Source organism: Dickeya oryzae (genome assembly GCF_009372235.1).
Taxonomy (GTDB): Bacteria; Pseudomonadota; Gammaproteobacteria; order Enterobacterales; family Enterobacteriaceae; genus Dickeya; species Dickeya oryzae.
Map to the genome: position 1 here is coordinate 1 of NZ_ML762923.1, position 23771 is coordinate 23771.

The window sequence follows — 23771 nt, forward strand, 5'->3', positions numbered from 1 at the left end:
ATGGCTGGGGTACGAGGATTCGAACCTCGGGATGGCGGAATCAGAATCCGCTGCCTTACCGCTTGGCGATACCCCAACAGGGTGCACATCGTAAGATGTGTCTCACTAAATATATGGCTGGGGTACCAGGATTCGAACCTGGGAGTGGCGGGATCAAAACCCGCTGCCTTACCGCTTGGCGATACCCCAATAAATTTTCGCAACCCGAGTTGACGATTCGGTTTTCATACCGATTAAGACAATGGTGCGGGAGGCGAGACTTGAACTCGCACACCTTGCGGCGCCAGAACCTAAATCTGGTGCGTCTACCAATTTCGCCACTCCCGCAGGGAAAAAATGGTGGCTACGACGGGAATCGAACCTGTGACCCCAGCATTATGAGTGCTGTGCTCTAACCAGCTGAGCTACGTAGCCATCTTTTCCGCGTCACCTTCATCGGCGTTGCGGGGCGCATTATGCGGAGTTGGCCTTTTGGCGTCAACACATTTTTTCCCTAAAAACGGCGTATTCGAATTGTTTGTTTGGGTTATGAACAGTCTGGTGAGAAAAGCGTCAGAAAGCAGGCTTTTAACGGTATTACATAAGAAAAACGGGCCGCGATTGGCCCGTTTAAAACAGTAAAATAAAGCGGGTTATTGGTAGGCGGATTGGTGCACGCCGACGGCACGGCCTGACGGGTCATCCATCTTTTTGAAGGATTCATCCCATTCAATGGCTTTAGCTGACGAACAGGCTACTGACGGACCACCAGGGACGCATTCAGCCGCGCTTGGAACCGGGAACAGTTCTTCAAAAATTTCGCGGTACAGGTAGCCTTCTTTGCTGGTCGGCGTGTTGTACGGGAAACGGAAGTGTGCGGTTTCCAGTTGCTGGTCGGTAACCTGTTTAGCGGCCACTTCTTTGAGCGTATCAATCCAGCTGTAGCCAACACCGTCGGAGAACTGCTCTTTCTGGCGCCAGGCCACGCTGTGCGGCAGATAGGATTCGAAACATTCACGCAGAATGTGTTTTTCCATTTTGCCGTTACCGCACATTTTGTCTTTCGGGTTGATACGCATGGCGACGTCCAGGAATTTCTTATCCAGGAACGGTACGCGTGCTTCAACACCCCAGGCCGACATCGCTTTGTTCGCGCGGGCGCAGTCATACTGGTGCAGTGCCAGCAGTTTACGCACGGTTTCTTCATGGAACTCTTTCGCGTTCGGCGCTTTGTGGAAGTAGAGATAACCGCCGAAAACTTCGTCCGAACCTTCACCGGACAGCACCATTTTGATGCCCATAGCTTTAATTTTACGTGACATCAGGTACATCGGCGTCGAGGCGCGGATAGTCGTGACGTCATAGGTTTCGATGTGATAAATCACGTCGCGGATAGCATCCAGACCTTCTTGTACCGTGAAATGGATTTCGTGGTGCACCGTGCCGAGGTGTTCGGCAACATCACGTGCTGCTTTCAGGTCAGGCGCGCCTTCCAGTCCAACAGCGAAGGAGTGAAGCTGCGGCCACCAGGCTTCGCTGCGCTCGTCATCTTCCACGCGGCGGGCGGCGAATTTTTTGGTGATGGCGGAAATGACGGACGAATCCAGACCACCGGACAGCAGTACGCCGTAAGGCACATCGGACATCAGGTGGCTTTTCACGGACTCTTCCAGCGCTTCACGCAGTTCGGCGGCGTCGGTGACGTTATCTTTTACGTTGTCGTATTCGAACCAGTCACGGCGATAGTATTCACGAATTTCGCCATCCTGACTCCACAGGTAGCTACCTGCCGGGAATTCTTTGATAGTGCGGCATACCGGCACCAGCGCTTTCATTTCAGAGGCGACATAAAAGTTGCCGTGCTCGTCATAACCCATATACAGCGGGATGATGCCCAGGTGATCGCGACCGATCAGGTAAGCGTCTTTTTCACTGTCATACAGCGCGAAGGCGAACATACCACGCAGTTCGTCCAGGAATTCCGGCCCTTTTTCCTGGTACAACGCCAGAATTACTTCACAGTCGGAACCGGTCTGGAACTGGTAGCGGTCGCCATATTGCTGACGCAGAGCCTGATGGTTATAAATTTCACCGTTCACGGCCAGAACGTGGGTGTGCGCCTGGTTGTAAAGGGGCTGCGCACCGGTGTTGACGTCGACAATAGACAGACGTTCATGCGCCAGAATGGCTTTGTCGCTGGCGTAAACACCGGACCAGTCTGGACCGCGATGGCGCATCAGACGGGACAACTCCAGCGCTTTTTTACGCAGTTCAACCGGGTCAGTTTTCAGATCAAGCACACCAAAAATAGAACACATACCAAAGGCTCCCTATATTCACGCATCACAACGTGAAAACTGTCAAAGTGTATGGCTGTAAGCAGCGGTTTTCCTTACCGGGTAGTATTGCTATGGGTCGGTCGCCGCCGTGTCGGTAACACTGATTTAGCATCAAAAGGGGATGCTAATTCAATATCATTTAATGAAAAAAGCCATTGTGATGGTGAATATGTAATTTTGGACGTGATTTATTGTGGTTTATTCACAATGACTGAAAAGAGAGGCCGGATTTTTAGCGATCTCATAATCCGGCCTTATAGCAAAAACCAAAACTTACTGATTTTCAAGCAGACGTTGCAGCAATACACCATTAAGCATGGCGCGTTTTACCAGCGCAAAAGCGCCGATGGCAGACAAATGCTGCAATTCGGAGACGACGACGGGCAGGTTTTGCCGGAAATCTTTTAGCACCTGCGTATTGATGCAACGCTCAATGGCTGGCAACAGAATTTTGTCTGCGGCGGTAATTTCACCGGCGATAACGACCCGTTGGGGGTTAAACAGGTTAACGGCAATTGCGATAGCTTTGCCCAGTTGCTGCCCGGCGGCTTCAATCAGTTCTTTGGCCAGGCGATCGCCTTTGACTGCCGCTTTACAGATGGAGGCAATCTGGCAGTCATCGAGCGTCAGTTTGCTGGGGAAACCTTGTTGCAGCAAATGACGAACCCGCTGTTCCAGCGCACCGTTGGATACTACCGTTTCAAGGCAACCAAAGTTGCCGCAGTGGCAGCGATCACCCAAGGGGTCAATCTGGATGTGACCTATCTCCCCCACATTGCTGTTGCTGCCGAGGAAGATTTTGCCGTTGACGAGAATACCGGCACCTACGCCGCGATGAACCCGCACCAGTAACGAGTCCTGACAGTCGCGGGTGGCGCCAAAATAGTGCTCGGCCAGAGCCAGACTGCGGATATCGTGACCAACAAAACTGTGTACGTTAAAACGCTGTTCGAGGTTGTCAACCAGCGGCCAGTTATCCACACTGATATGCGGCATATAACGTACTACACCGGCAATCGGGTCCACCAACCCCGGTAACACCACTGAAATCGCGATTAATTCGCGGATTCGGCGCTGATGACGGGTGATGAATTGATCAATCACGGTGAATAAAGCACTTTCCAGCGTTTCCTGGGTATTTTCCGGCAGGTTGCAGTGCTCTTCTTCCAGCCGTTTGCCCTGTAAATCGTATAAGGCGAGGGTGGCATCGTGGCGACCGAGTCGCACTGCCACGGTATGAAACGGTCGTGTTTCAGAAATGATGGAAATAGCGCGACGTCCACCGGTTGATGCCTGCTGATCCACTTCCTTGATAAGACCACGCTCCAGCAACTGGCGGGTAATTTTGGTGACGCTGGCGGGAGCAAGCTGGCTCTGTTCTGAAATCTGAATTCGGGAGATAGGGCCTTGCTGGTCAATCAGGCGGTACACGACCGCACTGTTGAGTTGTTTAACCAGATCGATATTCCCTATCTGGGTTTGTCCGCCTGTGGTCATGACGCGTTACTCGTGTCGATGCAATACGCTTACGATTTGCGAAAGACTTCTTCACCATTCACAAACGTACTGAGGATGTCAAAATCGCGGGTAAACGCCGTCAGGTTTGCTACTTTTCCTGTTTCAATGCTTCCCAGTCGGCATGCTTCGCCGATGGCTCTTGCCGGATAGAGCGTTGCCATTCTCAGCGCTTCATCCAGAGCGATACCCGCGTGTTCTACGCAATTGCGTACGGCATCGATCATGGTGAGAGCCGAACCGCTCAGGGTGCCATTCTCATCTACACAGATGCCGTCGCGGTAGTATATGGTTTTACCGGCAAATGTGAACTGGTCGATAGTGGAACCCGCAGGTGCCGTAGCGTCGGTGACCAGCACCAGCTTGTCGCCCTTGATGCGTTTGCTGTTACGGATAGTCGCCCAACTGACATGATGACCATCGGCAATGATACCGCAATAGACTTCTGGTGCGTCATAGACGGCACCGACCAGACCGGGTTCACGGCCGGTAACGGGGGGCATGGCGTTAAACAGGTGGGTAGCAAAGCGGATCCCGGCAGCAAAACCCCCTTTGGCCTGTTCCCAGGTGGCATGAGAGTGCCCGGCGGATACGACGATACCTGCATCGCTCAACTGCCTTATCACGCTGTCTGGCACCATTTCCGGTGCCAGCGTGACCTTGCTAATGACATCGGCATTGTCACACAGATAAGCCACCAGCTCATCGTCCGGCTGGCGGATAAAACTGGCGTCATGGGTGCCTTTTTTTATCGGGTTAAGCCACGGGCCTTCCAGATGCAACCCCAGCGCCTGATGGCGGTGCTGAGCAAGCCAGGCACGCATGACGCCGATGCTGTGGCGCATGAATTCATCAGAGGAGGTGATAAGCGTCGGTAAGAAACTGGTGCAGCCGGATTTTTCGTTGGCCTTCTGCATGGCTTCCAGTGTTTGGACGCAAAGGCTGCTCAGCGCGTCATTGAACTGAACGCCGCCGCAGCCATTCAATTGCAGGTCGATAAAGCCAGGGGCCAGTAGCGCACCGGCAAGATCACGCCGGGGTAGCGTGTCAGGCAGTTCATGTGCCGGGCATACCGCCTCGATCAATCCATCGGCGACGACGACGGCATAACCGTCAAGGATCTGGTGGCCGGTAAAAACACGACCATTGATTAAAGCGAACATCTCTAAGCTCCTGGCTCACCGATTACAGATTTTGGATATTTTCAGCTTCCAGCTCGCGGAAATATTTCACGGTCTTCACTTTTAATTCCATGGTGGAAGGCTCATCGCACACCATCAGCGCTTTAGCGTGCAACTGCAGGCAACTGATGGTCCACATGTGATTCACATTGCCTTCTACCGCCGCCTGAAGCGCCTGTGCCTTATGACGGCCGCTAACCAGAATCATGACTTCTTCTGCATCCAGCAGCGTACCCACGCCGACTGTCAGGGCGTATTTAGGCACCTGGCTAACATCGCCGTCGAAGAAACGGGAATTGGCGATACGGGTCTCTTCCGTCAGCGTTTTGATACGGGTACGGGATACCAGAGAAGACGCCGGTTCGTTAAAAGCGATATGACCATCGTTGCCGACGCCGCCCATGAACAGATGAATCTTGCCGTAAGACTTGATTTTTTCTTCATAACGCTGACACTCAGCAGCGATATCTTCCGCGTTGCCATTCAACAGGTTAATGTTTCCTTCCGGAATATCAACGTGATTGAAAAAATTCTGGTACATAAAGGTGCGGTAGCTTTCCGGGTGGTCCGCCGGTAGCCCGACGTATTCATCCATGTTGAAGGTAACAACATGCTTAAAGCTGATCTGACCTGCGTTATATAGCGCAATCAGCGCTTTGTAGGCTTCCAGCGGTGAGCTGCCGGTTGGCAGACCGAGCACGAACGGGCGTTCTGCCGTTGGGTTGAAAGCATTGATGCGCTCGACAATATAACGGGCGGCCCATTTGCCAACCTCGGCGGGGGTCGTTAGTGGAATCAGTCTCATGGTGCTCTCCTCAGGCAATCGGTTAGCTATCATCGGGTAGTCGCAGCCAGATAGATTGGCTGCCAGGTACTATGCCGATGCGATGTGTCGGTGTTTATCTGGGGGTAGTGTAGCGTGTTTTTTTTAGTCTTGAAATAAGTTGTGTTAATGTAGCGCCATAAACTTTTAATATGTGCGTTTGTGGTGATTATTATCACATAATTACTGTTATTAATTTGCGTGGCGAATTATTTTTTTGGCACTCTGGTCAGGCCCACATGGCTGGCGGGTGATTTGGTAACAAGGCTGACAGACAATTTATTGCCCGTAAGGGAAAGAGAGGGGAAGGTGAGTACACTCGGTTATTTACAAAAAGTAGGCCGTGCGTTGATGGTGCCGGTCGCTACATTGCCCGCAGCCGCCATCCTGATGGGGGTGGGGTACTGGATAGACCCGGTTGGCTGGGGGAGTGAAAACGCGCTGGCAGCGTTGTTGATCAAGTCTGGTGCGGCGATTATCGAACATATGGCGGTGCTGTTTGCTGTCGGTGTCGCCTACGGTATGTCTAAGGACAAAGACGGTGCGGCGGCGCTGTCCGGGTTTGTCGGTTATCTGGTGTTGACTACGCTATGCTCGCCTGCGGCGGTATCGATGATTCAGCATATCCCGCTGGCAGAGGTACCCAAGGCATTTAGCAAGATTGAAAACCAATTCATCGGTATCCTGGTCGGCGTGATTTCCGCCGAGTTGTATAACCGCTACAGCCAGGTTGAATTGCCCAAAGCACTCTCTTTCTTCAACGGTCGCCGACTGGTGCCGATTCTGGTATCGGTGCTGATGATTGTGGTGGCGTTTGTGCTGATGTACGTCTGGCCGGTGATTTATAACGCACTGGTTTCCTTTGGCGAACATATCCAGCAGATGGGGTCGGTAGGGGCGGGTATTTATGCCTTCTTTAACCGCTTGTTGATTCCGGTCGGGTTGCATCATGCACTGAATTCAGTGTTCTGGTTTGATGTGGCGGGCATTAACGATATCCCCAACTTCCTGAGCGGGCAGCAGGCGATTGATGCAGGCAAAGCGATCCCGGGCATTACCGGGCGTTATCAGGCCGGTTTCTTCCCTATCATGATGTTTGGTTTGCCGGGTGCGGCACTGGCGATTTATCACTGTGCGCGTCCTGAAAACCGCAGCCGTGTGGCGGGCATTATGGTGGCAGCAGCGTTTGCCGCCTTCTTCACTGGTATTACTGAACCACTGGAATTCTCCTTCATGTTTGTTGCGCCGGTGCTGTATGTGCTGCACGCGTTGTTGACCGGGATTTCAGTATTCATCGCGGCCAGCATGCACTGGATTGCCGGTTTTGGTTTCAGTGCTGGTTTGGTGGACCTGGTGCTTTCTACACGTAACCCGCTGGCGACACATTGGTACATGTTGCTGCTCCAGGGTGTGGTGTTCTTCGCCATTTATTATGTGGTGTTCCGCTTTACCATTACCCGGTTTAACCTGATGACGCCGGGACGTGAAGCGATTGCGACCCAGTCCTCAACGGAGGGGACTACCGCTCCTGCGGGTAATACCCAATCGGTGGCGAAAGGGTATTTGCAGGCCATCGGCGGTAAAGATAATCTGACCGGCATCGACGCTTGTATCACTCGTTTGCGCCTGAGCGTGAAAGATTCGAGCCTGGTGGATGAATCGGCGGCACGTCAGTTAGGGGCTGCGGGTGTGATTCGTCTTAACAAGCAAAGCGTGCAGATTGTGGTTGGCACCCAGGCCGAGAATATCGCCGCCGCCTTGCGTGAGGTTTCACAGGAATAATTCGGCTGGCGTCATCATCGCCGTCTGATATCGATAAACGGAGTGTGCCTGCAAGCACGCTCCGTTTTTTTATCTTGAATTTTCATGAAACAAACGGTTGTTTCCCAGCGTGGCTTGTTGGATCATTAGTGGTTAAGGGTTGTTTTTTCGCATTTGAGGAACCAAGCATGAGTGAGGCTGAAGCCCGCCCAACCAACTTTATTCGTCAGATCATTGATGAAGATCTGGCTACCGGTAAACACGACAGCATTCAGACGCGTTTTCCTCCAGAGCCGAACGGCTATCTTCATATCGGCCACGCTAAATCTATCTGTCTGAACTTCGGTATCGCTGAAGATTACCACGGCAAGTGCAACCTGCGCTTTGATGATACCAACCCGGTAAAAGAAGATATCGAGTACGTTGAGTCCATCAAACATGATGTTCAGTGGCTGGGTTTCTCCTGGGGCGGCAATGTTCGCTATTCGTCGGATTATTTTGATCAGTTGCATATGTATGCCGTTGAACTGATCAATAAAGGGTTGGCGTATGTCGATGAGCTGACGCCGGAACAGATTCGCGAATATCGCGGCACGCTGACTTCACCTGGCAAAAATAGCCCGTACCGCGATCGCCGTGTTGACGAGAACCTGGCGCTGTTTGAAAAAATGCGCAATGGCGGGTTCGCTGAAGGTGCTGCTTGCCTGCGTGCTAAAATCGACATGGCATCACCGTTTATCGTGATGCGCGACCCGGTGCTGTATCGCATCAAATTCGCCGAGCATCATCAGACTGGCAATAAGTGGTGCATCTACCCGATGTACGACTTCACCCACTGCATTTCTGATGCGCTGGAAGGTATTACACACTCACTGTGTACGCTGGAGTTTCAGGATAACCGCCGCTTGTATGATTGGGTGCTGGATAACATCAGCATTCCTGCTCACCCGCGTCAGTACGAGTTTTCCCGCCTGAACCTGGAATATGCGGTCATGTCCAAGCGGAAGCTGAACCAACTGGTGAGTGAGAAGATAGTCGAAGGCTGGAGCGATCCGCGTATGCCGACCATCTCTGGTTTACGTCGTCGTGGCTATACAGCTGCTTCTATTCGTGAATTCTGCCGCCGCATTGGCGTGACCAAGCAGGATAACACCGTAGAAATGGCGGCACTCGAGTCGTGCATTCGTGATGATCTCAACGAGAATGCACCACGTGCGATGGCCGTGCTGGATCCTGTAAAAGTGGTGATTGAGAACCTGCCTGAAGGCCATGAAGAGTGGCTGAGCATGCCCAACCATCCGAATAAGCCGGAGATGGGAACACGACAGGTTGCCTTCAGTCGTGAAGTGTATATCGATCGCGCTGATTTCCGTGAAGAAGCCAATAAGCAGTACAAACGTTTGGTGCTCGGCAAAGAAGTCCGTCTGCGCAATGCGTATGTCATTAAGGCTGAACGTATTGATAAAGATGAGCAGGGTGTGATCACCACAATTTACTGCCGCTGTGATACGGAAACCCTGAGCAAGGATCCGGCTGACGGCCGTAAAGTGAAAGGCGTGATCCACTGGGTATCTGCCGCTCACGCGCTGCCCGCGCAGTTCCGTCTGTATGATCGCCTGTTTAGTGTGGCGAACCCTGGCGGAGCGGAGGATTTTCTCTCCACCATCAATCCTGATTCGCTGAGTATTGCTCAGGGTTTTGTCGAAGCCAGCCTGGGTAATGCCGAGGTCGAAAAAGCCTATCAGTTTGAGCGTGAAGGGTATTTCTGCGCGGATCGCGTGTATTCTCGTCCTGATCATCTGGTATTCAACCGGACAGTAGGATTGCGTGACAGTTGGGCGGGTTAATCACCGCCTGATGGTGGGTACAAGATAAAAATAAAACCGCCGAGGCGGTTTTATTTTTGCTCAGAATAAAGAGAAGGCTCAATCAGCGTTCGTCGTGGGCGTTGTCGTCTTCACGGCAGTCGCCGCTACTGCAATGGCCGTACAGATACAAACTGTGGTTGGTGAGCTTGATGCCATGCTTCTCGGAAATTTCACGCTGGCGTGCTTCGATAGACTCATCGCTGAATTCAATCACCCGACCGCAATCCAGACAGATCAAATGATCATGGTGGTGCTGTTGGGTGAGTTCGAAAACGGATTTGCCACCTTCGAAGTTGTGGCGGGTGACGATGCCTGCATCGTCAAACTGGTTAAGCACACGGTAGACAGTGGCCAAACCAATCTCTTCCCCCATATCAATCAGCTTCTTGTATAAGTCTTCCGCGCTGACGTGGTGGCATTGAGGATCCTGAAGGACTTCCAGAATTTTCAGTCGTGGAAGTGTGACTTTCAGGCCGGCCTTCTTTAATGCGGTGTTGTTGTCAGTCATGCGGATTTAGTCCTGTTACGTGCTTTATCTGGGAGGCTATTAGCCTAGTATCATCGGTCGGCGTAAAAAAGGTCATGTGTCTCAATTATAGAACCGCACCATCGAAATGAAAACTACGGAACTTTTACAATAGGATTCAGGTTAACGTACTGTATTCAGTGTGGTTATCGATAAGAAACAAATTGTATGCCAGGATTTATCATTAAACATAATCCGGCTGAGCGGATGACATTGTACCTTGTCAGGATGAAAAGTTAAAAAAATGTATCACTGATTGCGATAGGTTTTATCTATCTATACCCATCATACTTCAAGTTGCAGGTGTGTTGGCTGCGCTCGCTCACCCGAATCACTTACCTGAGTAAGCTCATCGGGATTCGCTCACTTGCCGCCTTCCTGCAACTCGAATTATTTTGGGTATATGGCTCTCATTATCGATTTAGCCATCGATTTGCCTGTCGATGTTTACTTATCGAGAGTGATATGGCCCCGAATATATTGGCACCAGCGGTGCATCAGGGCCACGGGTGAATCAGGCCAGTAAGGCTTTCAAATCCAGCTCTTCGCTGATTTGCTTGACCCAGTTGGAAACGCGTTCGCTGGTCAGTTCCGGCTGGCGGTCTTCATCAATAGCCAGGCCGATAAAGTGATCGTCATCCGCCAAGCCTTTTGAGGCTTCGAAGTAGTAACCTTCAGTCGGCCAGTGACCGACGATGTTTGCACCACGTGGTTCAATGATGTCGCGAATGGTGCCCATGGCATCACAGAAGTACTCTGCGTAATCTTCCTGATCGCCGCAACCAAAGATGGCTACAAGTTTTCCAGAAAAATCAATCTCTTCCAGTGTTGGGAAAAAGTCATCCCAGTCACACTGTGCTTCGCCGTAATACCAGGTCGGGATACCCAACAGCAGGATGTCAAAACGTTCCAGATCCTCTTTGCTGCTTTTGGCAATGTCGTGCAGTTCGGCGACGTCGCTGCCCAGTTGTTGCTGGATAGTTTTAGCAATATTTTCCGTATTACCCGTATCACTGCCAAAAAAAATGCCTATGAGAGCCATAGATTAAATAACCTCTTGATTCCTAAGGGTATGGTGCTTGCGTCACCCACTATCTGCTAATAATAGCAGACACTGTCTGGCGGATAAACGTGTATCTGTGGCTGCCTGCATTCGTGCTGTAAAAACAATTAATTGATTCTTTTTTCATCGACTTCTTAATGTTTTTTTAATTTTTTTTAAATACGATATTCCCGTAGGTAACTGAAAATATCGGTAATTGGTTAAATATCTAATTTTTATTAGTTTTTAAAAAAACAGAAAAGACTAAATATTCTTATAGTTTTGACGATGACGAAACATAGTGCTTTATTGAATGTATGTAAATGTGTAGCAATGTTTCTTACAAAACGAGAAAGTTTCTCATTACATAAGTCAAAACAAGCCTTACCTCCTCGATCAATAGCTCGTTTATGGAGTCAATTATGCAATTCCTAAAAAATATTGCCATTCGCACTGCTATGTTATGGGTGCTTGGCATCTTCTGTGCGTTATGGATTGCGGTCTCGCTCTACACCATGTATTCGTTCAAAACCATGAACGAAACGTCTAAAACCAGTGCGTTGCTGGTTAATAATATGAATTTGGTTAATACCGGGAATGACCAATATTTCCGTATGGTCACCCGACTGGCGCGTGCGATTGATTATCGGCAGAATGGTGATAATCAAAAAGCGGACGAACAGCAAAAATCATCACAGGCTGCGCTGGATTTACTGAAATCTAACCTTGAAGCCTTCAAAAAGATTGATCATGCTGGCATGTCGCCGGAACTGGTGGACGCGGTAACACGTGACTGGAGCAACCTGGTTACCCAAGGGGTTGAGCCGATGTTCCAACGTGCGGCGGACAAAAAGTTCGATGAGTACGACAAGTATGCCAAAGACATCGTGCCCGCGTTCAGTCGCCAGTTCAATGTCTCGTTCACTAACTTCAACAAAGCCGGGTCAAAGATGTTCGTCGATGCAGGAGACCGGTTGGAAAGTATTACTGCTATCGGACAGAACATTTTGCTGGCAGGGCTGGTCGCTGGCTTGTTGATGTTGTTTATGACCGACCGTTATCTGGTGGCTTGTCTGGTGCGCCCGCTCAATGATTTGCGTGAACACTTCCAGGTGATTGCGGCTGGCCGTCTTGGCAAACCGATTCTGGATTTTGGTAACAACTGTGTAGGTAAACTGTTCCCGCTGTTGCGCGATATGCAAACCAGCCTGGCGAACACGGTGAGTACGATTCGAAGCAGTGCAGATTCCATTTATCAGGGCGTGTCGGAAATCGCATCCGGTAACAACGACCTGGCAGCCCGTACCGAGTCGCAGGCAGCGGCGTTGGAAGAAAGTGCTGCCAGTATGGAACAACTGACGTCGACCGTGAAACAGAACGCGGAAAATGCCAGCCACGCCAGTCAACTGGCTCATCAGGCTTCGACCACAGCCAGTAAGGGCGGGGAGTTGGTCGACAATGTCGTGAAAACCATGGCAGAAATCTCTGGTAGTTCAAAGAAAATCGCTGAAATTACCAGTGTGATTAATGGCATCGCTTTCCAGACCAACATTCTGGCGTTGAACGCAGCGGTTGAGGCGGCTCGTGCCGGTGAGCAAGGGCGTGGATTCGCGGTGGTGGCCGGTGAAGTAAGAAGCCTGGCGCAACGCAGTGCGCAGGCGGCCAAAGAGATTGAAAATCTGATTGCCGAGTCGGTTCGTTGCGTGGATAACGGTTCCTCGTTGGTGGCTGACGCAGGCAGCACTATGAGCGAGATTGTGAAAGCGGTAACCAATGTGACCGATATTATGTCGGAAATCGCCACCGCATCGGATGAGCAGAGTAAAGGCATCGCCCAGGCCGGTCAGGCGATTACGGAAATGGATGGCGTGACTCAGCAGAACGCCGCGCTGGTGCAAGAGGCCTCTGCCGCCACCCGCTCACTGGAAGAACAGGCGATGGTGCTGACCGAAGCGGTATCCGTCTTCCGTCTTTCAGAGGAACAGTCATCCGGTCTGTCGCCAAGGCGCGAACGTCAGGCACCGGTTAAAGCCGTGGCGGCTCCGTCAGCCAAAGCATTGCCCGCTGCAACATCGGCTAAGAAAGGCAGTGATAATTGGGAAACGTTCTGATGTATTGAGGACGTCAGGCGTCATGGATGACGCCAGCACCATTGTAGCTGTGTAGTTGCTATGTAGTTGTGTCGTATTGTTCTAGTCTTGTTGCTCTGCCAACTGTGCCAGCAGCATCTGTTCTATCAGTTCACTTCGGCTGATGTTTTTTTGTTCAGCCAGCGCATTGAGAATCTCTACCGCTTCACTGTTAATTTTCAGCTCGACACGACGAAGCCCCCGCACTTTGTCACGCCGCAACTGGTTGCGCTTGTTGATCCGTAACTGTTCGTCACGCGAGAGCGGATTGGTTTTCGGCCGCCCAGGCCGACGCTCATTCGCGAACAGATCCAGCGTGGTGCGATCCGTTTGTTCTTTTGCCATAACTAGTGGTACTGCAAGAAATTCGGCCAAAACGCCGCGTGTGAACTCCGGAGGTTGACCGCCGGGATTATCTGGTGCTTTTAGCAACTCAGGCCGCGTTTTGATGAAATGTGGTTAACGATGCAAGTGGCCATACAGCCGTCCCTCATACTGAGCGCGCCATAATACCCCAGCCGTTGCGGTGGCGACAACGTTTACTGAGGCGTAGCGCGCAATTAAACCGTGATTGACGCAGGCTGGTGCGGATGTCCGGCAGTTGAGATTCCTACATGGCCTAATGCGCTGTCAGTCAGCGTCCAGAAAACGGTGGATGGCGCGCAACACCGCGTCGGGTTTTTCCGCGTGCACCCAGTGGCCTGCACCACTCACCACATGGGCTTTCGCGGCAGGAAACTGGCGCACCAGAAGGTCGCGATAGCGATCATCGAGATAAGGTGACTCACCGCCACGGATAAACAGAATAGGACCCGCCCAGGGGGATACCTCTTTCCAGCCGACAATATGCGCGTACTGATCCCACAATACCGGTACATTAAAACGCCACTCCCCTTGCTGAAATGACTTCAGCAAAAATTGCACCACGCCTTCCTCACCGGGCAGATGAGGCCGCATGATTTCCGCTGCCTGCGAGCGTTGTGTCGCACCGGCGTCACTGACGGCACGAATGGCGGCAAACACCTTGTCATGGCGGCGAACCTGATAATCCACCGGTGCAATATCAATTGCCACGATACGATCGATGCGTTCAGCAAGCCGTTCGGTCAGTGCCATTGACACTTTGCCGCCCATTGAATGGCCTATCAGAATGACGCGCTCCAGACCCAGCTCGTCGATCAGCTCACACACATCCTGCGCCATGGCCGGATACGTCATCTCTGGCGAACGCGGCGACAACCCGTGATTGCGCAGATCAACTTGCACGATATCGTGATGTTTTTGCAGATCGCGTGCCAGTACGCCAAGGTTATCCAGATTACCGAATAACCCATGAATGAGGACGACGGGTAATTGGTTTTGCGGGGATTGTGCATTTTGCCAGCGATAATTCAATTTCATGGTGAAGTTCATTCAGAGAGACAGTGGCTTAGGGTATCATGACTTTACCATGTCGCTTCGCCGCAGGGTAAACTCTCTCAGGCTGCGTCAGCCGGGGCAGCAGGCGGAAAGCTGCGTTCATGTGCAGGGTGTTCATGTACAGGATGCGCAGCACGTTCAGGATAATCCTGAATATGTTATCTCCGCTGTCTGCTGCTGTTCGTGGGTTGCGCATAGCCTGTATAATTCCCGATGATTAATTAAAGACATAAAACAGTACTGGATAAAGATGAAAACTATTGAGGTCGACGACGAGCTTTACCGTTATATCGCCAGCCACACTCAGCATATCGGCGAGAGTGCATCAGATATTTTACGGCGCATGCTGAAATTCAGTAACGCGCAGCCAGCGTCGGTGGCAGTAGTGCCGACAGCAGAGTCGACAATTGCCCAGCCTGCCGTTGCGCAGCCGCCGCGTGACCGGGTGAGAACCGTGCGCGAGTTACTGTTGTCGGATGAATACGCCGAGCAGAGTAGGGCGGTCAATCGTTTCCTGATGGTGCTGTCTACCCTGCATAGCTTATCGCCACAAGAGTTTGCGGCGGCTACTGAATCGTTGCACGGTCGTACCCGCGTTTATTTTGCGGCTGACGAGCAGACCTTGTTGCTGCACGGTGCCCAGACTAAACCTCGCCTCATTGAAGGCACGCCTTACTGGGTTATCACCAATACCAATACCGGTCGTAAACGTAGCATGGTTGAAGACATCATGCTGGCGATGCAGTTCCCGCCGGAACTGACAGAGAAAGTTTGCGGCACCATTTAAATCACTGCGTCAGGAAGAAACGCCAATGGCTAATCACCCAAGAGCCGGACAACCTACCCGGCAAAGCGACCTGATTAATGTCGCACAGTTGACGTCACAGTATTATGTGTTGAGCCCGGATGTGAGCAATCCGGCTCAGTCGGTTAAGTTCGGTACTTCAGGCCACCGCGGCAGTGCCGCCCGCCACAGTTTCAATGAAGCCCATATTCTGGCGATTGCCCAGGCGATTGCTGAAGAGCGCAGCCGTCAGGGCATCACGGGGCCATGCTATGTGGGCAAAGACACCCACGCGTTGTCTGAGCCGGCGTTCATTTCCGTGTTGGAAGTGCTGACCGCCAACGGTGTCGACGTCATTATCCAGCAGGATAACGGGTTTACCCCAACACCGGCGGTGTCGAACGCGATTCTGGTGCACAACCGCCAGGGCGGTGCACTGGCGGACGGTATCGTGATTACCCCATCGCATAACCCGCCGGAAGACGGTGGTATTAAGTACAACCCGCCTAATGGTGGCCCGGCGGATACCAATCTCACCAGCGTGATTGAAGAACGAGCTAATGCATTGCTGGCAGATAACTTGCGTGACGTGAAGCGCCAGTCGCTGGACCGCGCACGCCAGAGCGGCCACCTGCATGAACGTGATCTGGTTGAGGCGTATGTCGAGTCGTTGGGTGACGTGGTGGACATGGCCGCTATCCAGCGTGCGGGTCTGAAACTTGGCGTGGATCCGCTCGGTGGCTCCGGTATTGCCTACTGGCAGCGCATCGCTGAGCGCTACCAACTGGATCTGACACTGGTTAATGATGCTATCGATCAGACGTTCCGCTTTATGACGCTGGACCACGATGGTGTTATCCGTATGGACTGCTCATCGGTTTCGGCGATGTCTGGTCTGCTGTCGTTGCGCGATAAATTTGACCTCGCCTTTGCCAACGATCCAGATTATGACCGCCACGGCATCGTCACCCCGGCTGGGTTGATGAACCCGAACCACTATTTGGCTGTCGCTATCAACTATCTGTTCCGTCATCGTCCGCAATGGAGTGAGTCGGTCGCGGTGGGCAAAACATTGGTATCCAGTGCGATGATCGACCGTGTGGTGGCCGACCTGGGCCGTAAACTGGTGGAAGTGCCGGTCGGTTTCAAATGGTTTGTGGACGGTTTGTTTGACGGTACGCTGGGCTTTGGCGGCGAAGAGAGCGCTGGTGCTTCGTTCCTGCGTTTTGACGGCAAGCCCTGGTCAACGGATAAAGACGGTATCATTCTGTGCCTGCTGGCTGCAGAAATCACTGCAGTAACCGGTAAGAACCCACAGCAGCATTATGATGAGTTGGCGGCACGTTTTGGCGCACCGAGCTACAACCGTTTACAGGCATCGGCAACCCATGCGCAGAAAGCGGCCTTGTCGAAGCTGTCACCGGAAATGGTATCCGCCAGTACGCTGGCAGGCGACCCGATCACCGCCCGTCTGACTGCTGCGCCCGGTAATGGCGCGTCGATTGGCGGCCTGAAAGTGATGACCGATAACGGCTGGTTTGCCGCTCGCCCGTCTGGCACGGAAGAGGCTTACAAGATTTATTGCGAAAGTTTCCTCGGTGCTGAACACCGTGAAAAAATCGAGAAAGAAGCGGTGGAAATCGTTAGCGCGGTGCTGAGCAACGCGAAGTAATGAGCCATCAGCGGTAATCAGGGCGCTGTGTAAACAGCGCCTTTTTTATGGCGGTGACCTGACTTATCCCAATGCCACCAGCAACGCGCCGACAGAAATGAGCGCGACACCCACTCCCGCCAGCAGCGATATTTTTTCACCCAGCAGTAGCACAGCCAGAATGACGGCAAACACCACACTGAGTTTGTCGATGGGCGCTACCTGCGCGACGCTACCGCTTTTCAGAGCCATAAAATAAAACAACCAGGACAGTGCCCCTGCCACACCACTCAATACGATAAACAACATCGCTTTATGGTTGGCCAGTACGGTGGCGAACAGTGAGGACTTGCCTTGCACCACCACCACGCCAACCAGAAACAACGCCATAATCACGGCACGAATGGCGGTAGCGGTATTGGCATCCAACTGTTGCAGGCCGATTTTACCAAACAGCGCCACCAGCGCAGCGCATAGCGCCGACAGTAAGGCGTAAAGTAACCAGCTACTCATCCGATTATTTTCTCTTTAATTGATGGTCTTCTCGTGGCTAAAAGCCGGGATGCTACGCTTGATGCTGGCAGGACACCAGTTGCGTCAGGCGTCAGTATCTGGGTGTTTAGGGCATAAACCGATAGCCGATGGCGGTTTCAGTCAAAAAGTGACGTGGGCGAGCCGGGTCATCTTCCAGTTTTTGGCGTAAATGCCCCATATAGATACGCAGGTAATGGCTGTGTTCCACCGCGTTAGGACCCCAGACCTGATTGAGCAGTTGGCGCTGTGTCAGCACTTTGCCGGGGCTGGCGAGCAGGGTGGATAGCAGCCGGAATTCGATAGGCGTCAGGTGCAGTTCCTGCTGATTGCGGATAACCTGGCGGTTGATCAAATCCACGGTGACATTGGAAAAGGTAATCAGCGGGGTTTCCTGCTGGGGAGTACTAAAACGACGTAACGCGACCCGTGAACGTGCCAGCAGTTCGCCAATGCCAAAGGGCTTAGTGAGATAGTCCTCGGCACCGGCATCCAGTGCGGCGATTTTGTCCTGTTCGTCGGTGCGGGCTGATAACACGATAACCGGGATGGCACTCCACTGCCGCAGATCCCGGATGTAATCAATGCCGTCGCCATCGGGCAGACCCAGATCAAGAATAATGAGGTCCGGTTTACGTGTCGCGGCTTCAATCAACCCCCGTTGCAGCGTTTCGGCTTCAAACACGCGACAGCCTTCACCTTCCAGCGCGTTACGGACAAAACGCCGGATCTCTTTTTCATCTTCTACGATCAGTATGTTGGTCTGTAACAGGGTCAGGACTCCATCTCTTCAGGTTCGAGCGCCGGTGGCGCACCCAGCGGCAGGGTAAAATGGAACACTGCGCCGCCTTCGTCTGCGTTGGTGGCCCAGATTTTCCCGCCGTGAATTTCTACAATCGCCCGGCAAATCGCCAGTCCCAGCCCAACGCCGGGAATCGAAGACTCTTTGTGCCCACGGGCAAACTTGTCGAAAATGATTTTTTCCTGACCGCTGGGGATGCCTGGGCCGTTATCCTGAATCTGCACTTCCAGCATATCGCCGGACGCTGATGAGGAGAGTCGACTGGCAGAAAGGGTAATGGTCGCCTGCTCACCCGCGTATTTGATGGCGTTTTCCAGCAGATTGATCAGCACCCGTTCGATCAGGCTGGCGTCGCAGTACAGCAGTATCATGTCCTGCGGCAACCGTAAGTGAATAGTATTGCTTGCCAGCGAGTTTTCCAACTGCCGTAATGCGCTTCCGGTCAACTCTTCCAGTGTTTGCCACTCTTTGCGCAAATTAAAGCCATCAGACTGGATGCGTGCCATGTCCAGCAAGTTGTTAACCAGACGCGTGGTACTGAGAATGTGCTGGCGTATTTGACTGGCCTGTGGGGCATAAGGGGAACCTTCGGAGGCCAGATTGAGCGTCAGGATTTCAGCCTGACCGAACAGTACCGTCAGCGGAGTGCGTAAATCGTGGGACAGCGCGGCCAGCAGCGAGTTGCGCAGTTGCTCGCGTTCGGCGTCCAGACGTGCATTTTCGGTGCTGTTAACCAGATGCAGACGCTCCAGGGCGTTAGTGATCAGCACCGTAAAGGTTTCCAGCATGCGCTGCTGTTCCGGGATCATTAACTGACGCGCGTTGGCTGGCTCGACGGCGATGACGCCAAACGTCAGCTGCGACGTGGTCAGCGGCAGCAATTGGTAAGGCACGCCCGGCAGTGTGGCGGTACCGGCACCGGCAGGTGCGGCATGGTCATAACTCCAGCGAGCAATCGCCTTATCGACGATCAACTGCTCAGGTTCATCAAGCGCAACCTGCTGTAACTCTGCTGTCGGCGCAGACAATGGCTCAGCCAGCAAAATGGCTATCTTGGCCTGAAATGTGGAGCGCAGAAAATGGTGGCTGGCTTTGGCGATATCCTCAACCGACAGGCTGCGGTTGAGTGCTTTGGACATTTCGTACAGATGACGCACCCGCTGCTCCCGGTAGCGGGCGACACGGGCCTGATAACGTACCCCGGCCGTCAGATTCCCCACCAGAATACCGATAGTCAGCATCACCGCAAACGTGACCAGATACTGTGCGTCGGCGACGGCGAAGGTACCTTTCGGCACCACGAAAAATAGATCAAAACTGGCGACGTTGATGAAGGCGGCGAAGACCGATGGCCAGCGGCCATAAAACAGTGCAATAAGCACCACGGCCAGCAGGTAGAGCATCACCAGGTTGGCCGGTTCCAGCATTGAGAAGGGCGACCACAGTGCCAGCAGGGTGATCAGCGTGCACAGCAGCATCGCCACAGCGCAACCGTAGAGCTGTAGTCGCCATTTGTCGGTAATGCCTCGGCTATCGGGGGCTTTGGGCGGTGGTGGCGTGGTGTCGTCCTGCACAGATACCACCACCAAATCGAGGTCCGGCCCTAACTTGCCGAGCTTCTCGGCAAAGCGGGTGCGACGCCACCAGCCGAGTTTTTGCTCGGTATGACGCCCAATGACGATTTTGCCGAGATTATGATCGCGGGCGTAACGCAATACCGCGCGCTCTACCGAAGGGTCAGACAAGGTGGCGGTTTCCGCCCCTAAATCCTGCGCCAACTTCAGGGCGCGCAGGATGGCCCGTCGCTCGCCTTCTGGCAGACGATGCAAACCGGGGGTTTCAACATACACCGCATGCCAGATGCTGCCCAGGCGGGCAGCCAGACGGGCGGCGGTGCGCACCAGTTTTTCATTGCCCACACCGCGACCGATACACAGCAAGATAGCATCGCGGGTATGCCAGACCCGCTCACGCCCCTGACTGGCGCGCATCGCGCGCATCTCATCGTCTACCCGGTCGGCCATACGCCGCAGTGCAAGCTCACGTAAGGCGAGCAGATTGCCTTTGCGAAAGAAGTTTTCGATGGCGCGTTCTGCCTGCATCGGCAGGTAAACTTTGCCTTCATTAAGACGCTGACGTAAGTCGTCAGGTGGCAGGTCCACCAACACCACCTCGTTAGCGTCGTCAAAAATCGGGTCGGGGACGGTTTCCCGTACCCGGATACCGGTGACACCGCCGACGATGTCATTAAGACTTTCCAGATGCTGCACGTTGACGGTGGTGAAGACGTCGATGCCAGCATCCAACAGTTCCTGAACGTCCTGCCAGCGTTTGGGGTGACGAGAACCGCGAATATTGCTGTGCGCCAGTTCGTCGATCAGGATGATTGCCGGACACCGTGCCAGCGCCCCATCCAGATCAAACTCATGATGATGGCGACCGTAGTGGCTGATCTTCTTCATCGGCAGGGAGGGCAGGCCTTCCACCAGCGCCGCAGTTTCGCTGCGTCCGTGGGTTTCCACCACCCCGACCAGTACGTCCAGTCCTTGTGCTTTCAGACGCTGCGCTTCCTGTAGCATGGCGTAGGTTTTACCTACGCCTGCACAAGCGCCGAAGAAGATTTTGAGTTTACCGCGCGGCTGTTCCTCAATCTGGCTTAAGAGGCTGTCCGGGTCGGGTCGACGTTGTTCCTCGTCGGTCATTTCTGTTCCTCATCAATCGGGTCTGTTCTGTCGACACCGCGGTTCTTTAATCAGGGAAGCGGTTTAAGCGTATCCAGCGCCATATTCAATTCTACGACATTCACTATCGGTGCACCGATAAATGCGGGCATTGGCGTGTAGGTATGGCTATTGATTAATTGATCCACCTGATCCTGCGACAAACCGCGGGCTTTGGCGACCAGTCCGGCCTGATAACGTGCCGCTTGTACCGAAATGTGCGGGTCAAGGCCGCTGGCCGATGCCGTGACCAGATCGACCGGTACGGCATCGTTATCACCATGACGCTGATGCCAGGCGGCGACATTCTGGCTGATGGCTTTGTCCAGCGCCGGGTTACTGACCGCCAGATTGCTGCCACCAGATGCCATTGTGTTGTAGGCACTGTCTGAGGTCGCGGACGGGCGTCCCTGGAAGTACCCGTCACGGCTGAATGCCTGGCCTATCAGTGACGATCCAACCGGTTTGTCCTGTTGGTAGAGCAGCGAACCGTTGGCCTGCGCCGGGAACAGCAATTGCCCCAGCGCTGTCGCCAACAAGGGATAACCCACGCCGGTTATCAGGGTCATCAGCAGCAATAGCACCAGAGAAGAACGAATATAATTCATGATGATTACCTTTGGTTACGCCAGTCCGGTGACGGTCAGGATCAGGTCTATCAGCTTGATACCGATGAACGGCACCAGCAGGCCGCCCAGCCCGTAAATCCACAGATTACGGCTCAGCAATGCCGCCGCACTCATGGGTTTGTAGCTAATCCCTTTCAGCGCTAACGGGATCAGGAACACGATAATCAGTGCGTTGAAGATCACCGCAGACAACATTGCCGACGCGGGGGAGTGCAGGTGCATGACGTTAAGTGCGTTTAGCTGCGGATAGGTTGCCGCGAACGCCGCCGGGATGATAGCGAAGTACTTGGCCACATCGTTGGCGATACTAAAGGTGGTGAGTGACCCTCGGGTCATCAGCATCTGTTTGCCGATGTGTACCACTTCGATAAGCTTGGTGGGGTTTGAGTCCAGATCCACCATGTTACCCGCTTCTTTAGCCGCCTGAGTCCCGGAGTTCATGGCTACCGCCACATCGGCTTGCGCCAGCGCCGGAGCGTCGTTGGTGCCGTCACCGGTCATGGCGACCATGCGACCTTCCGCCTGATACTGACGAATCAGCGCCAGCTTGGCTTCCGGCGTGGCTTCCGACAGGAAGTCGTCTACGCCTGCCTCGGCGGCGATGGCGGCGGCAGTCAGCGGGTTATCGCCGGTGATCATGACGGTTTTGATCCCCATACGGCGCAGTTCAGCGAAGCGTTCCTTGATACCGCCTTTGACGATATCTTTCAGTGCCACGACGCCCAATACGCGTTTGCCTTCCGCCACCACTAACGGGGTGCTGCCTTGTCGTGCAACGCTGGTGACGGCGTCGTCCACTTCGGCTGGGAAATGACCCTGATTGGCTTCAATGTAGCGACGCAGTGCGTCCACTGCGCCTTTGCGGATAGTGCGACCCTGGATATTGACACCACTCATGCGTGTTTGTGCTGAGAACGGCACGAAGGTGGCATCCAAATCCTGTAGCGCGCGTTCACGCAGGCCAAAGCGTTGTTTTGCCAGCACCACGATGCTGCGACCTTCCGGCGTTTCATCCGCCAGTGACGCCAGTTGCGCCGCGTCGGCCAGCGCTTGTTCACTGACTCCCTGTGCAGGCAGAAACGCTGACGCCTGACGGTTGCCGAGCGTGATGGTGCCGGTTTTGTCCAGCAGCAGCACATCGATGTCGCCAGCGGCCTCGACAGCACGACCACTGGTGGCGATGACGTTGGCACCGAGCATGCGGCTCATACCGGCGATACCGATGGCAGACAACAATCCACCGATAGTGGTAGGGATCAGACACACCAGCAGCGCCACCAGAACGGTGATACTGATGACTGAACCGCTGTTGTTAGCCAGCACGCTAAACCAGGAAAACGGCGATAACGTCGCGACCACCAGCAGGAAGATGATGGTGAGTTCCACCAGCAAAATAGTCAGTGCGACTTCGTTCGGCGTCTTACGACGTTTGGCGTTTTCCACCATGGCGATCATGCGGTCGATAAAGGTTTCGCCGGGGTTGACGGTGCACTGGATTACCAGCCAGTCGGACAGTACGCGGGTACCGCCGGTGACCGAGGCGAAATCGCCGCCGGATTCGCGGATCACCGGTGCGGATTCACCGGTGATGGCGCTTTCATCCACCGAGGCACCACCTTCCAGCACTTCACCGTCGCAGGGGATCATCTCACCGGCGGACACCAGTACGATGTCACCTTTACGCAAGCTATCAGCCGGTACCTGCTGGGTTGCCGCATCATGATGCGGGGTGGTCAGCTTGTTGGCCCAACTGGTTTTCTTCACCCCTTTCAGGGCTTCTGCCTGTGCTTTGCTGCGGCCTTCCGCCAGTGCTTCAGCGAAATTGGCGAACAAGACCGTTACCCACAACCACAGCGCGACAGCACCGGTGAAACCGGCACTACCATCGGTATGGCCGCTGGCGATGGCCAGCCAGATACCGGTTGTCAGCAGGCTGCCGATATACACCACGAACATCACCGGGTTGCGCCACTGGATGCGTGGGTCGAGTTTTTTTACTGAATCCACCAGCGCATTACGCAACAGTGCGGAATCAAAAAGCGTTTGCTGTTTACGAATCATCTTTTTTCTCC

The 23771-nt window shown here is 53.5% G+C and carries 18 protein-coding genes and 4 tRNA genes; 5 read left to right on the forward strand and 17 right to left on the reverse strand.

The features are described from left to right. Position 1: 1 nt before the first annotated feature. The 8 genes from FAZ14_RS08880 to nagB all read right to left on the reverse strand — a co-directional run bounded on the left by FAZ14_RS08880 (position 2) and on the right by nagB (position 5819). Positions 2-76 (reverse strand) — tRNA-Gln (locus FAZ14_RS08880). Positions 77-114: 38 nt separating this feature from the next. Next, positions 115-189: transfer RNA gene (locus tag FAZ14_RS08885), tRNA-Gln, on the reverse strand. Positions 190-242: 53 nt separating this feature from the next. Then, positions 243-327 (reverse strand) — tRNA-Leu (locus FAZ14_RS08890). 10 nt (positions 328-337) lie between these two features. Then, positions 338-414, reverse strand: a tRNA-Met gene (locus FAZ14_RS08895). A gap of 218 nt (positions 415-632) precedes the next feature. Continuing rightward, the gene (gene asnB, locus FAZ14_RS08900; protein ID WP_016941971.1) at positions 633-2297 is read right to left on the reverse strand and encodes an asparagine synthase B; all 1665 of its coding nucleotides are present in this window, start codon (positions 2295-2297) and stop codon (positions 633-635) included. 294 nt (positions 2298-2591) lie between these two features. Further along, positions 2592-3815 (reverse strand): DNA-binding transcriptional regulator NagC, encoded by a 1224-nt coding sequence (gene nagC, locus FAZ14_RS08905; protein WP_016941970.1) that lies wholly within the window; start codon positions 3813-3815, stop codon positions 2592-2594. A 29-nt stretch (positions 3816-3844) separates the two neighbouring features. After that, positions 3845-4996 carry an N-acetylglucosamine-6-phosphate deacetylase gene (gene nagA / locus FAZ14_RS08910; RefSeq protein WP_016941969.1) on the reverse strand — a complete coding sequence of 384 codons (1152 nt, stop codon included), beginning with the start codon at positions 4994-4996 and terminating at the stop codon, positions 3845-3847. Positions 4997-5018: 22 nt separating this feature from the next. Continuing rightward, positions 5019-5819 (reverse strand): glucosamine-6-phosphate deaminase, encoded by an 801-nt coding sequence (gene nagB, locus FAZ14_RS08915; protein ID WP_016941968.1) that lies wholly within the window; start codon positions 5817-5819, stop codon positions 5019-5021. A 327-nt stretch (positions 5820-6146) separates the two neighbouring features. Here nagB and nagE point away from each other — a divergent pair, with 327 nt between their 5' ends. Both nagE and glnS read left to right on the forward strand, forming a co-directional pair. Further along, positions 6147-7619, forward strand: a complete 1473-nt coding sequence (gene nagE / locus FAZ14_RS08920; protein ID WP_016941967.1) for an N-acetylglucosamine-specific PTS transporter subunit IIBC — start codon at positions 6147-6149, stop codon at positions 7617-7619. Positions 7620-7786: 167 nt separating this feature from the next. Continuing rightward, entirely contained in the window at positions 7787-9445 is a 1659-nt protein-coding gene (gene glnS, locus FAZ14_RS08925; RefSeq protein ID WP_016941966.1) for a glutamine--tRNA ligase, read from the forward strand. 82 nt (positions 9446-9527) lie between these two features. Here the strand turns inward: glnS and fur are convergent, their stop codons facing one another. After that, positions 9528-9974 (reverse strand): ferric iron uptake transcriptional regulator, encoded by a 447-nt coding sequence (gene fur / locus FAZ14_RS08930; RefSeq protein WP_012770614.1) that lies wholly within the window; start codon positions 9972-9974, stop codon positions 9528-9530. Between the two features lie 532 nt (positions 9975-10506). Next, complete coding sequence (fldA, locus tag FAZ14_RS08935; RefSeq protein ID WP_153508405.1) at positions 10507-11034, reverse strand: flavodoxin FldA; 528 nt, start codon at positions 11032-11034, stop codon at positions 10507-10509. A 422-nt stretch (positions 11035-11456) separates the two neighbouring features. On the opposite strand from fldA, the gene FAZ14_RS08940 reads away from it, so the two are divergent. Then, complete coding sequence (locus FAZ14_RS08940; protein ID WP_153508406.1) at positions 11457-13145, forward strand: methyl-accepting chemotaxis protein; 1689 nt, start codon at positions 11457-11459, stop codon at positions 13143-13145. Positions 13146-13226: 81 nt separating this feature from the next. Here the strand turns inward: FAZ14_RS08940 and ybfE are convergent, their stop codons facing one another. After that, on the reverse strand, positions 13227-13508 hold the full coding sequence (gene ybfE / locus FAZ14_RS08945) for a LexA regulated protein (protein WP_012883886.1): 282 nt from the start codon (positions 13506-13508) through the stop codon (positions 13227-13229). A gap of 285 nt (positions 13509-13793) precedes the next feature. Continuing rightward, entirely contained in the window at positions 13794-14564 is a 771-nt protein-coding gene (gene ybfF, locus FAZ14_RS08950; protein ID WP_153508407.1) for an esterase, read from the reverse strand. 268 nt (positions 14565-14832) lie between these two features. Between ybfF and seqA the strand changes: the two genes are divergently transcribed. Together seqA and pgm are read left to right on the forward strand one after the other, a co-directional pair. After that, entirely contained in the window at positions 14833-15369 is a 537-nt protein-coding gene (gene seqA, locus FAZ14_RS08955) for a replication initiation negative regulator SeqA (RefSeq protein WP_153508408.1), read from the forward strand. Positions 15370-15394: 25 nt separating this feature from the next. Further along, positions 15395-17038, forward strand: a complete 1644-nt coding sequence (gene pgm, locus FAZ14_RS08960; RefSeq protein WP_153508409.1) for a phosphoglucomutase (alpha-D-glucose-1,6-bisphosphate-dependent) — start codon at positions 15395-15397, stop codon at positions 17036-17038. A 63-nt stretch (positions 17039-17101) separates the two neighbouring features. On the opposite strand, the gene FAZ14_RS08965 is transcribed toward pgm, so the two are convergent. From FAZ14_RS08965 to kdpB, 5 genes are all read right to left on the reverse strand, one after another. Continuing rightward, positions 17102-17530 (reverse strand): EamA family transporter, encoded by a 429-nt coding sequence (locus tag FAZ14_RS08965; protein ID WP_153508410.1) that lies wholly within the window; start codon positions 17528-17530, stop codon positions 17102-17104. A 106-nt stretch (positions 17531-17636) separates the two neighbouring features. Next, on the reverse strand, positions 17637-18326 hold the full coding sequence (gene kdpE, locus FAZ14_RS08970) for a two-component system response regulator KdpE (protein ID WP_029456409.1): 690 nt from the start codon (positions 18324-18326) through the stop codon (positions 17637-17639). Next, positions 18323-21052: a two-component system sensor histidine kinase KdpD gene (kdpD, locus tag FAZ14_RS08975; RefSeq protein ID WP_153508411.1), complete on the reverse strand. Its 2730-nt coding sequence runs from the start codon at positions 21050-21052 to the stop codon at positions 18323-18325. Before kdpD ends, kdpE begins: the two co-directional genes overlap by 4 nt. Before the next feature lie 50 nt (positions 21053-21102). After that, a complete protein-coding gene (gene kdpC / locus FAZ14_RS08980) occupies positions 21103-21678 on the reverse strand; it encodes a potassium-transporting ATPase subunit KdpC (protein ID WP_153508412.1) in 576 nt (191 codons plus the stop codon). 15 nt (positions 21679-21693) lie between these two features. After that, positions 21694-23760, reverse strand: a complete 2067-nt coding sequence (gene kdpB / locus FAZ14_RS08985) for a potassium-transporting ATPase subunit KdpB (RefSeq protein WP_038925195.1) — start codon at positions 23758-23760, stop codon at positions 21694-21696. Positions 23761-23771 lie beyond the last annotated feature (11 nt).

What these genes read in the sequence shown, in the direction of transcription:
- kdpD (WP_153508411.1), bottom strand. Translation starts at nt 21,052, where the DNA reads ATGACCGACGAGGAACAACGTCGACCCGACCCGGACAGCCTCTTAAGC.
- glnS (WP_016941966.1), top strand. Translation starts at nt 7,787, where the DNA reads ATGAGTGAGGCTGAAGCCCGCCCAACCAACTTTATTCGTCAGATCATT.
- fur (WP_012770614.1), bottom strand. Translation starts at nt 9,974, where the DNA reads ATGACTGACAACAACACCGCATTAAAGAAGGCCGGCCTGAAAGTCACA.
- nagB (WP_016941968.1), bottom strand. Translation starts at nt 5,819, where the DNA reads ATGAGACTGATTCCACTAACGACCCCCGCCGAGGTTGGCAAATGGGCC.
- nagC (WP_016941970.1), bottom strand. Translation starts at nt 3,815, where the DNA reads ATGACCACAGGCGGACAAACCCAGATAGGGAATATCGATCTGGTTAAA.
- FAZ14_RS08940 (WP_153508406.1), top strand. Translation starts at nt 11,457, where the DNA reads ATGCAATTCCTAAAAAATATTGCCATTCGCACTGCTATGTTATGGGTG.
- kdpB (WP_038925195.1), bottom strand. Translation starts at nt 23,760, where the DNA reads ATGATTCGTAAACAGCAAACGCTTTTTGATTCCGCACTGTTGCGTAAT.
- kdpC (WP_153508412.1), bottom strand. Translation starts at nt 21,678, where the DNA reads ATGAATTATATTCGTTCTTCTCTGGTGCTATTGCTGCTGATGACCCTG.
- pgm (WP_153508409.1), top strand. Translation starts at nt 15,395, where the DNA reads ATGGCTAATCACCCAAGAGCCGGACAACCTACCCGGCAAAGCGACCTG.
- FAZ14_RS08965 (WP_153508410.1), bottom strand. Translation starts at nt 17,530, where the DNA reads ATGAGTAGCTGGTTACTTTACGCCTTACTGTCGGCGCTATGCGCTGCG.
- ybfF (WP_153508407.1), bottom strand. Translation starts at nt 14,564, where the DNA reads ATGAAATTGAATTATCGCTGGCAAAATGCACAATCCCCGCAAAACCAA.
- fldA (WP_153508405.1), bottom strand. Translation starts at nt 11,034, where the DNA reads ATGGCTCTCATAGGCATTTTTTTTGGCAGTGATACGGGTAATACGGAA.
- seqA (WP_153508408.1), top strand. Translation starts at nt 14,833, where the DNA reads ATGAAAACTATTGAGGTCGACGACGAGCTTTACCGTTATATCGCCAGC.
- nagA (WP_016941969.1), bottom strand. Translation starts at nt 4,996, where the DNA reads ATGTTCGCTTTAATCAATGGTCGTGTTTTTACCGGCCACCAGATCCTT.
- asnB (WP_016941971.1), bottom strand. Translation starts at nt 2,297, where the DNA reads ATGTGTTCTATTTTTGGTGTGCTTGATCTGAAAACTGACCCGGTTGAA.
- ybfE (WP_012883886.1), bottom strand. Translation starts at nt 13,508, where the DNA reads ATGGCAAAAGAACAAACGGATCGCACCACGCTGGATCTGTTCGCGAAT.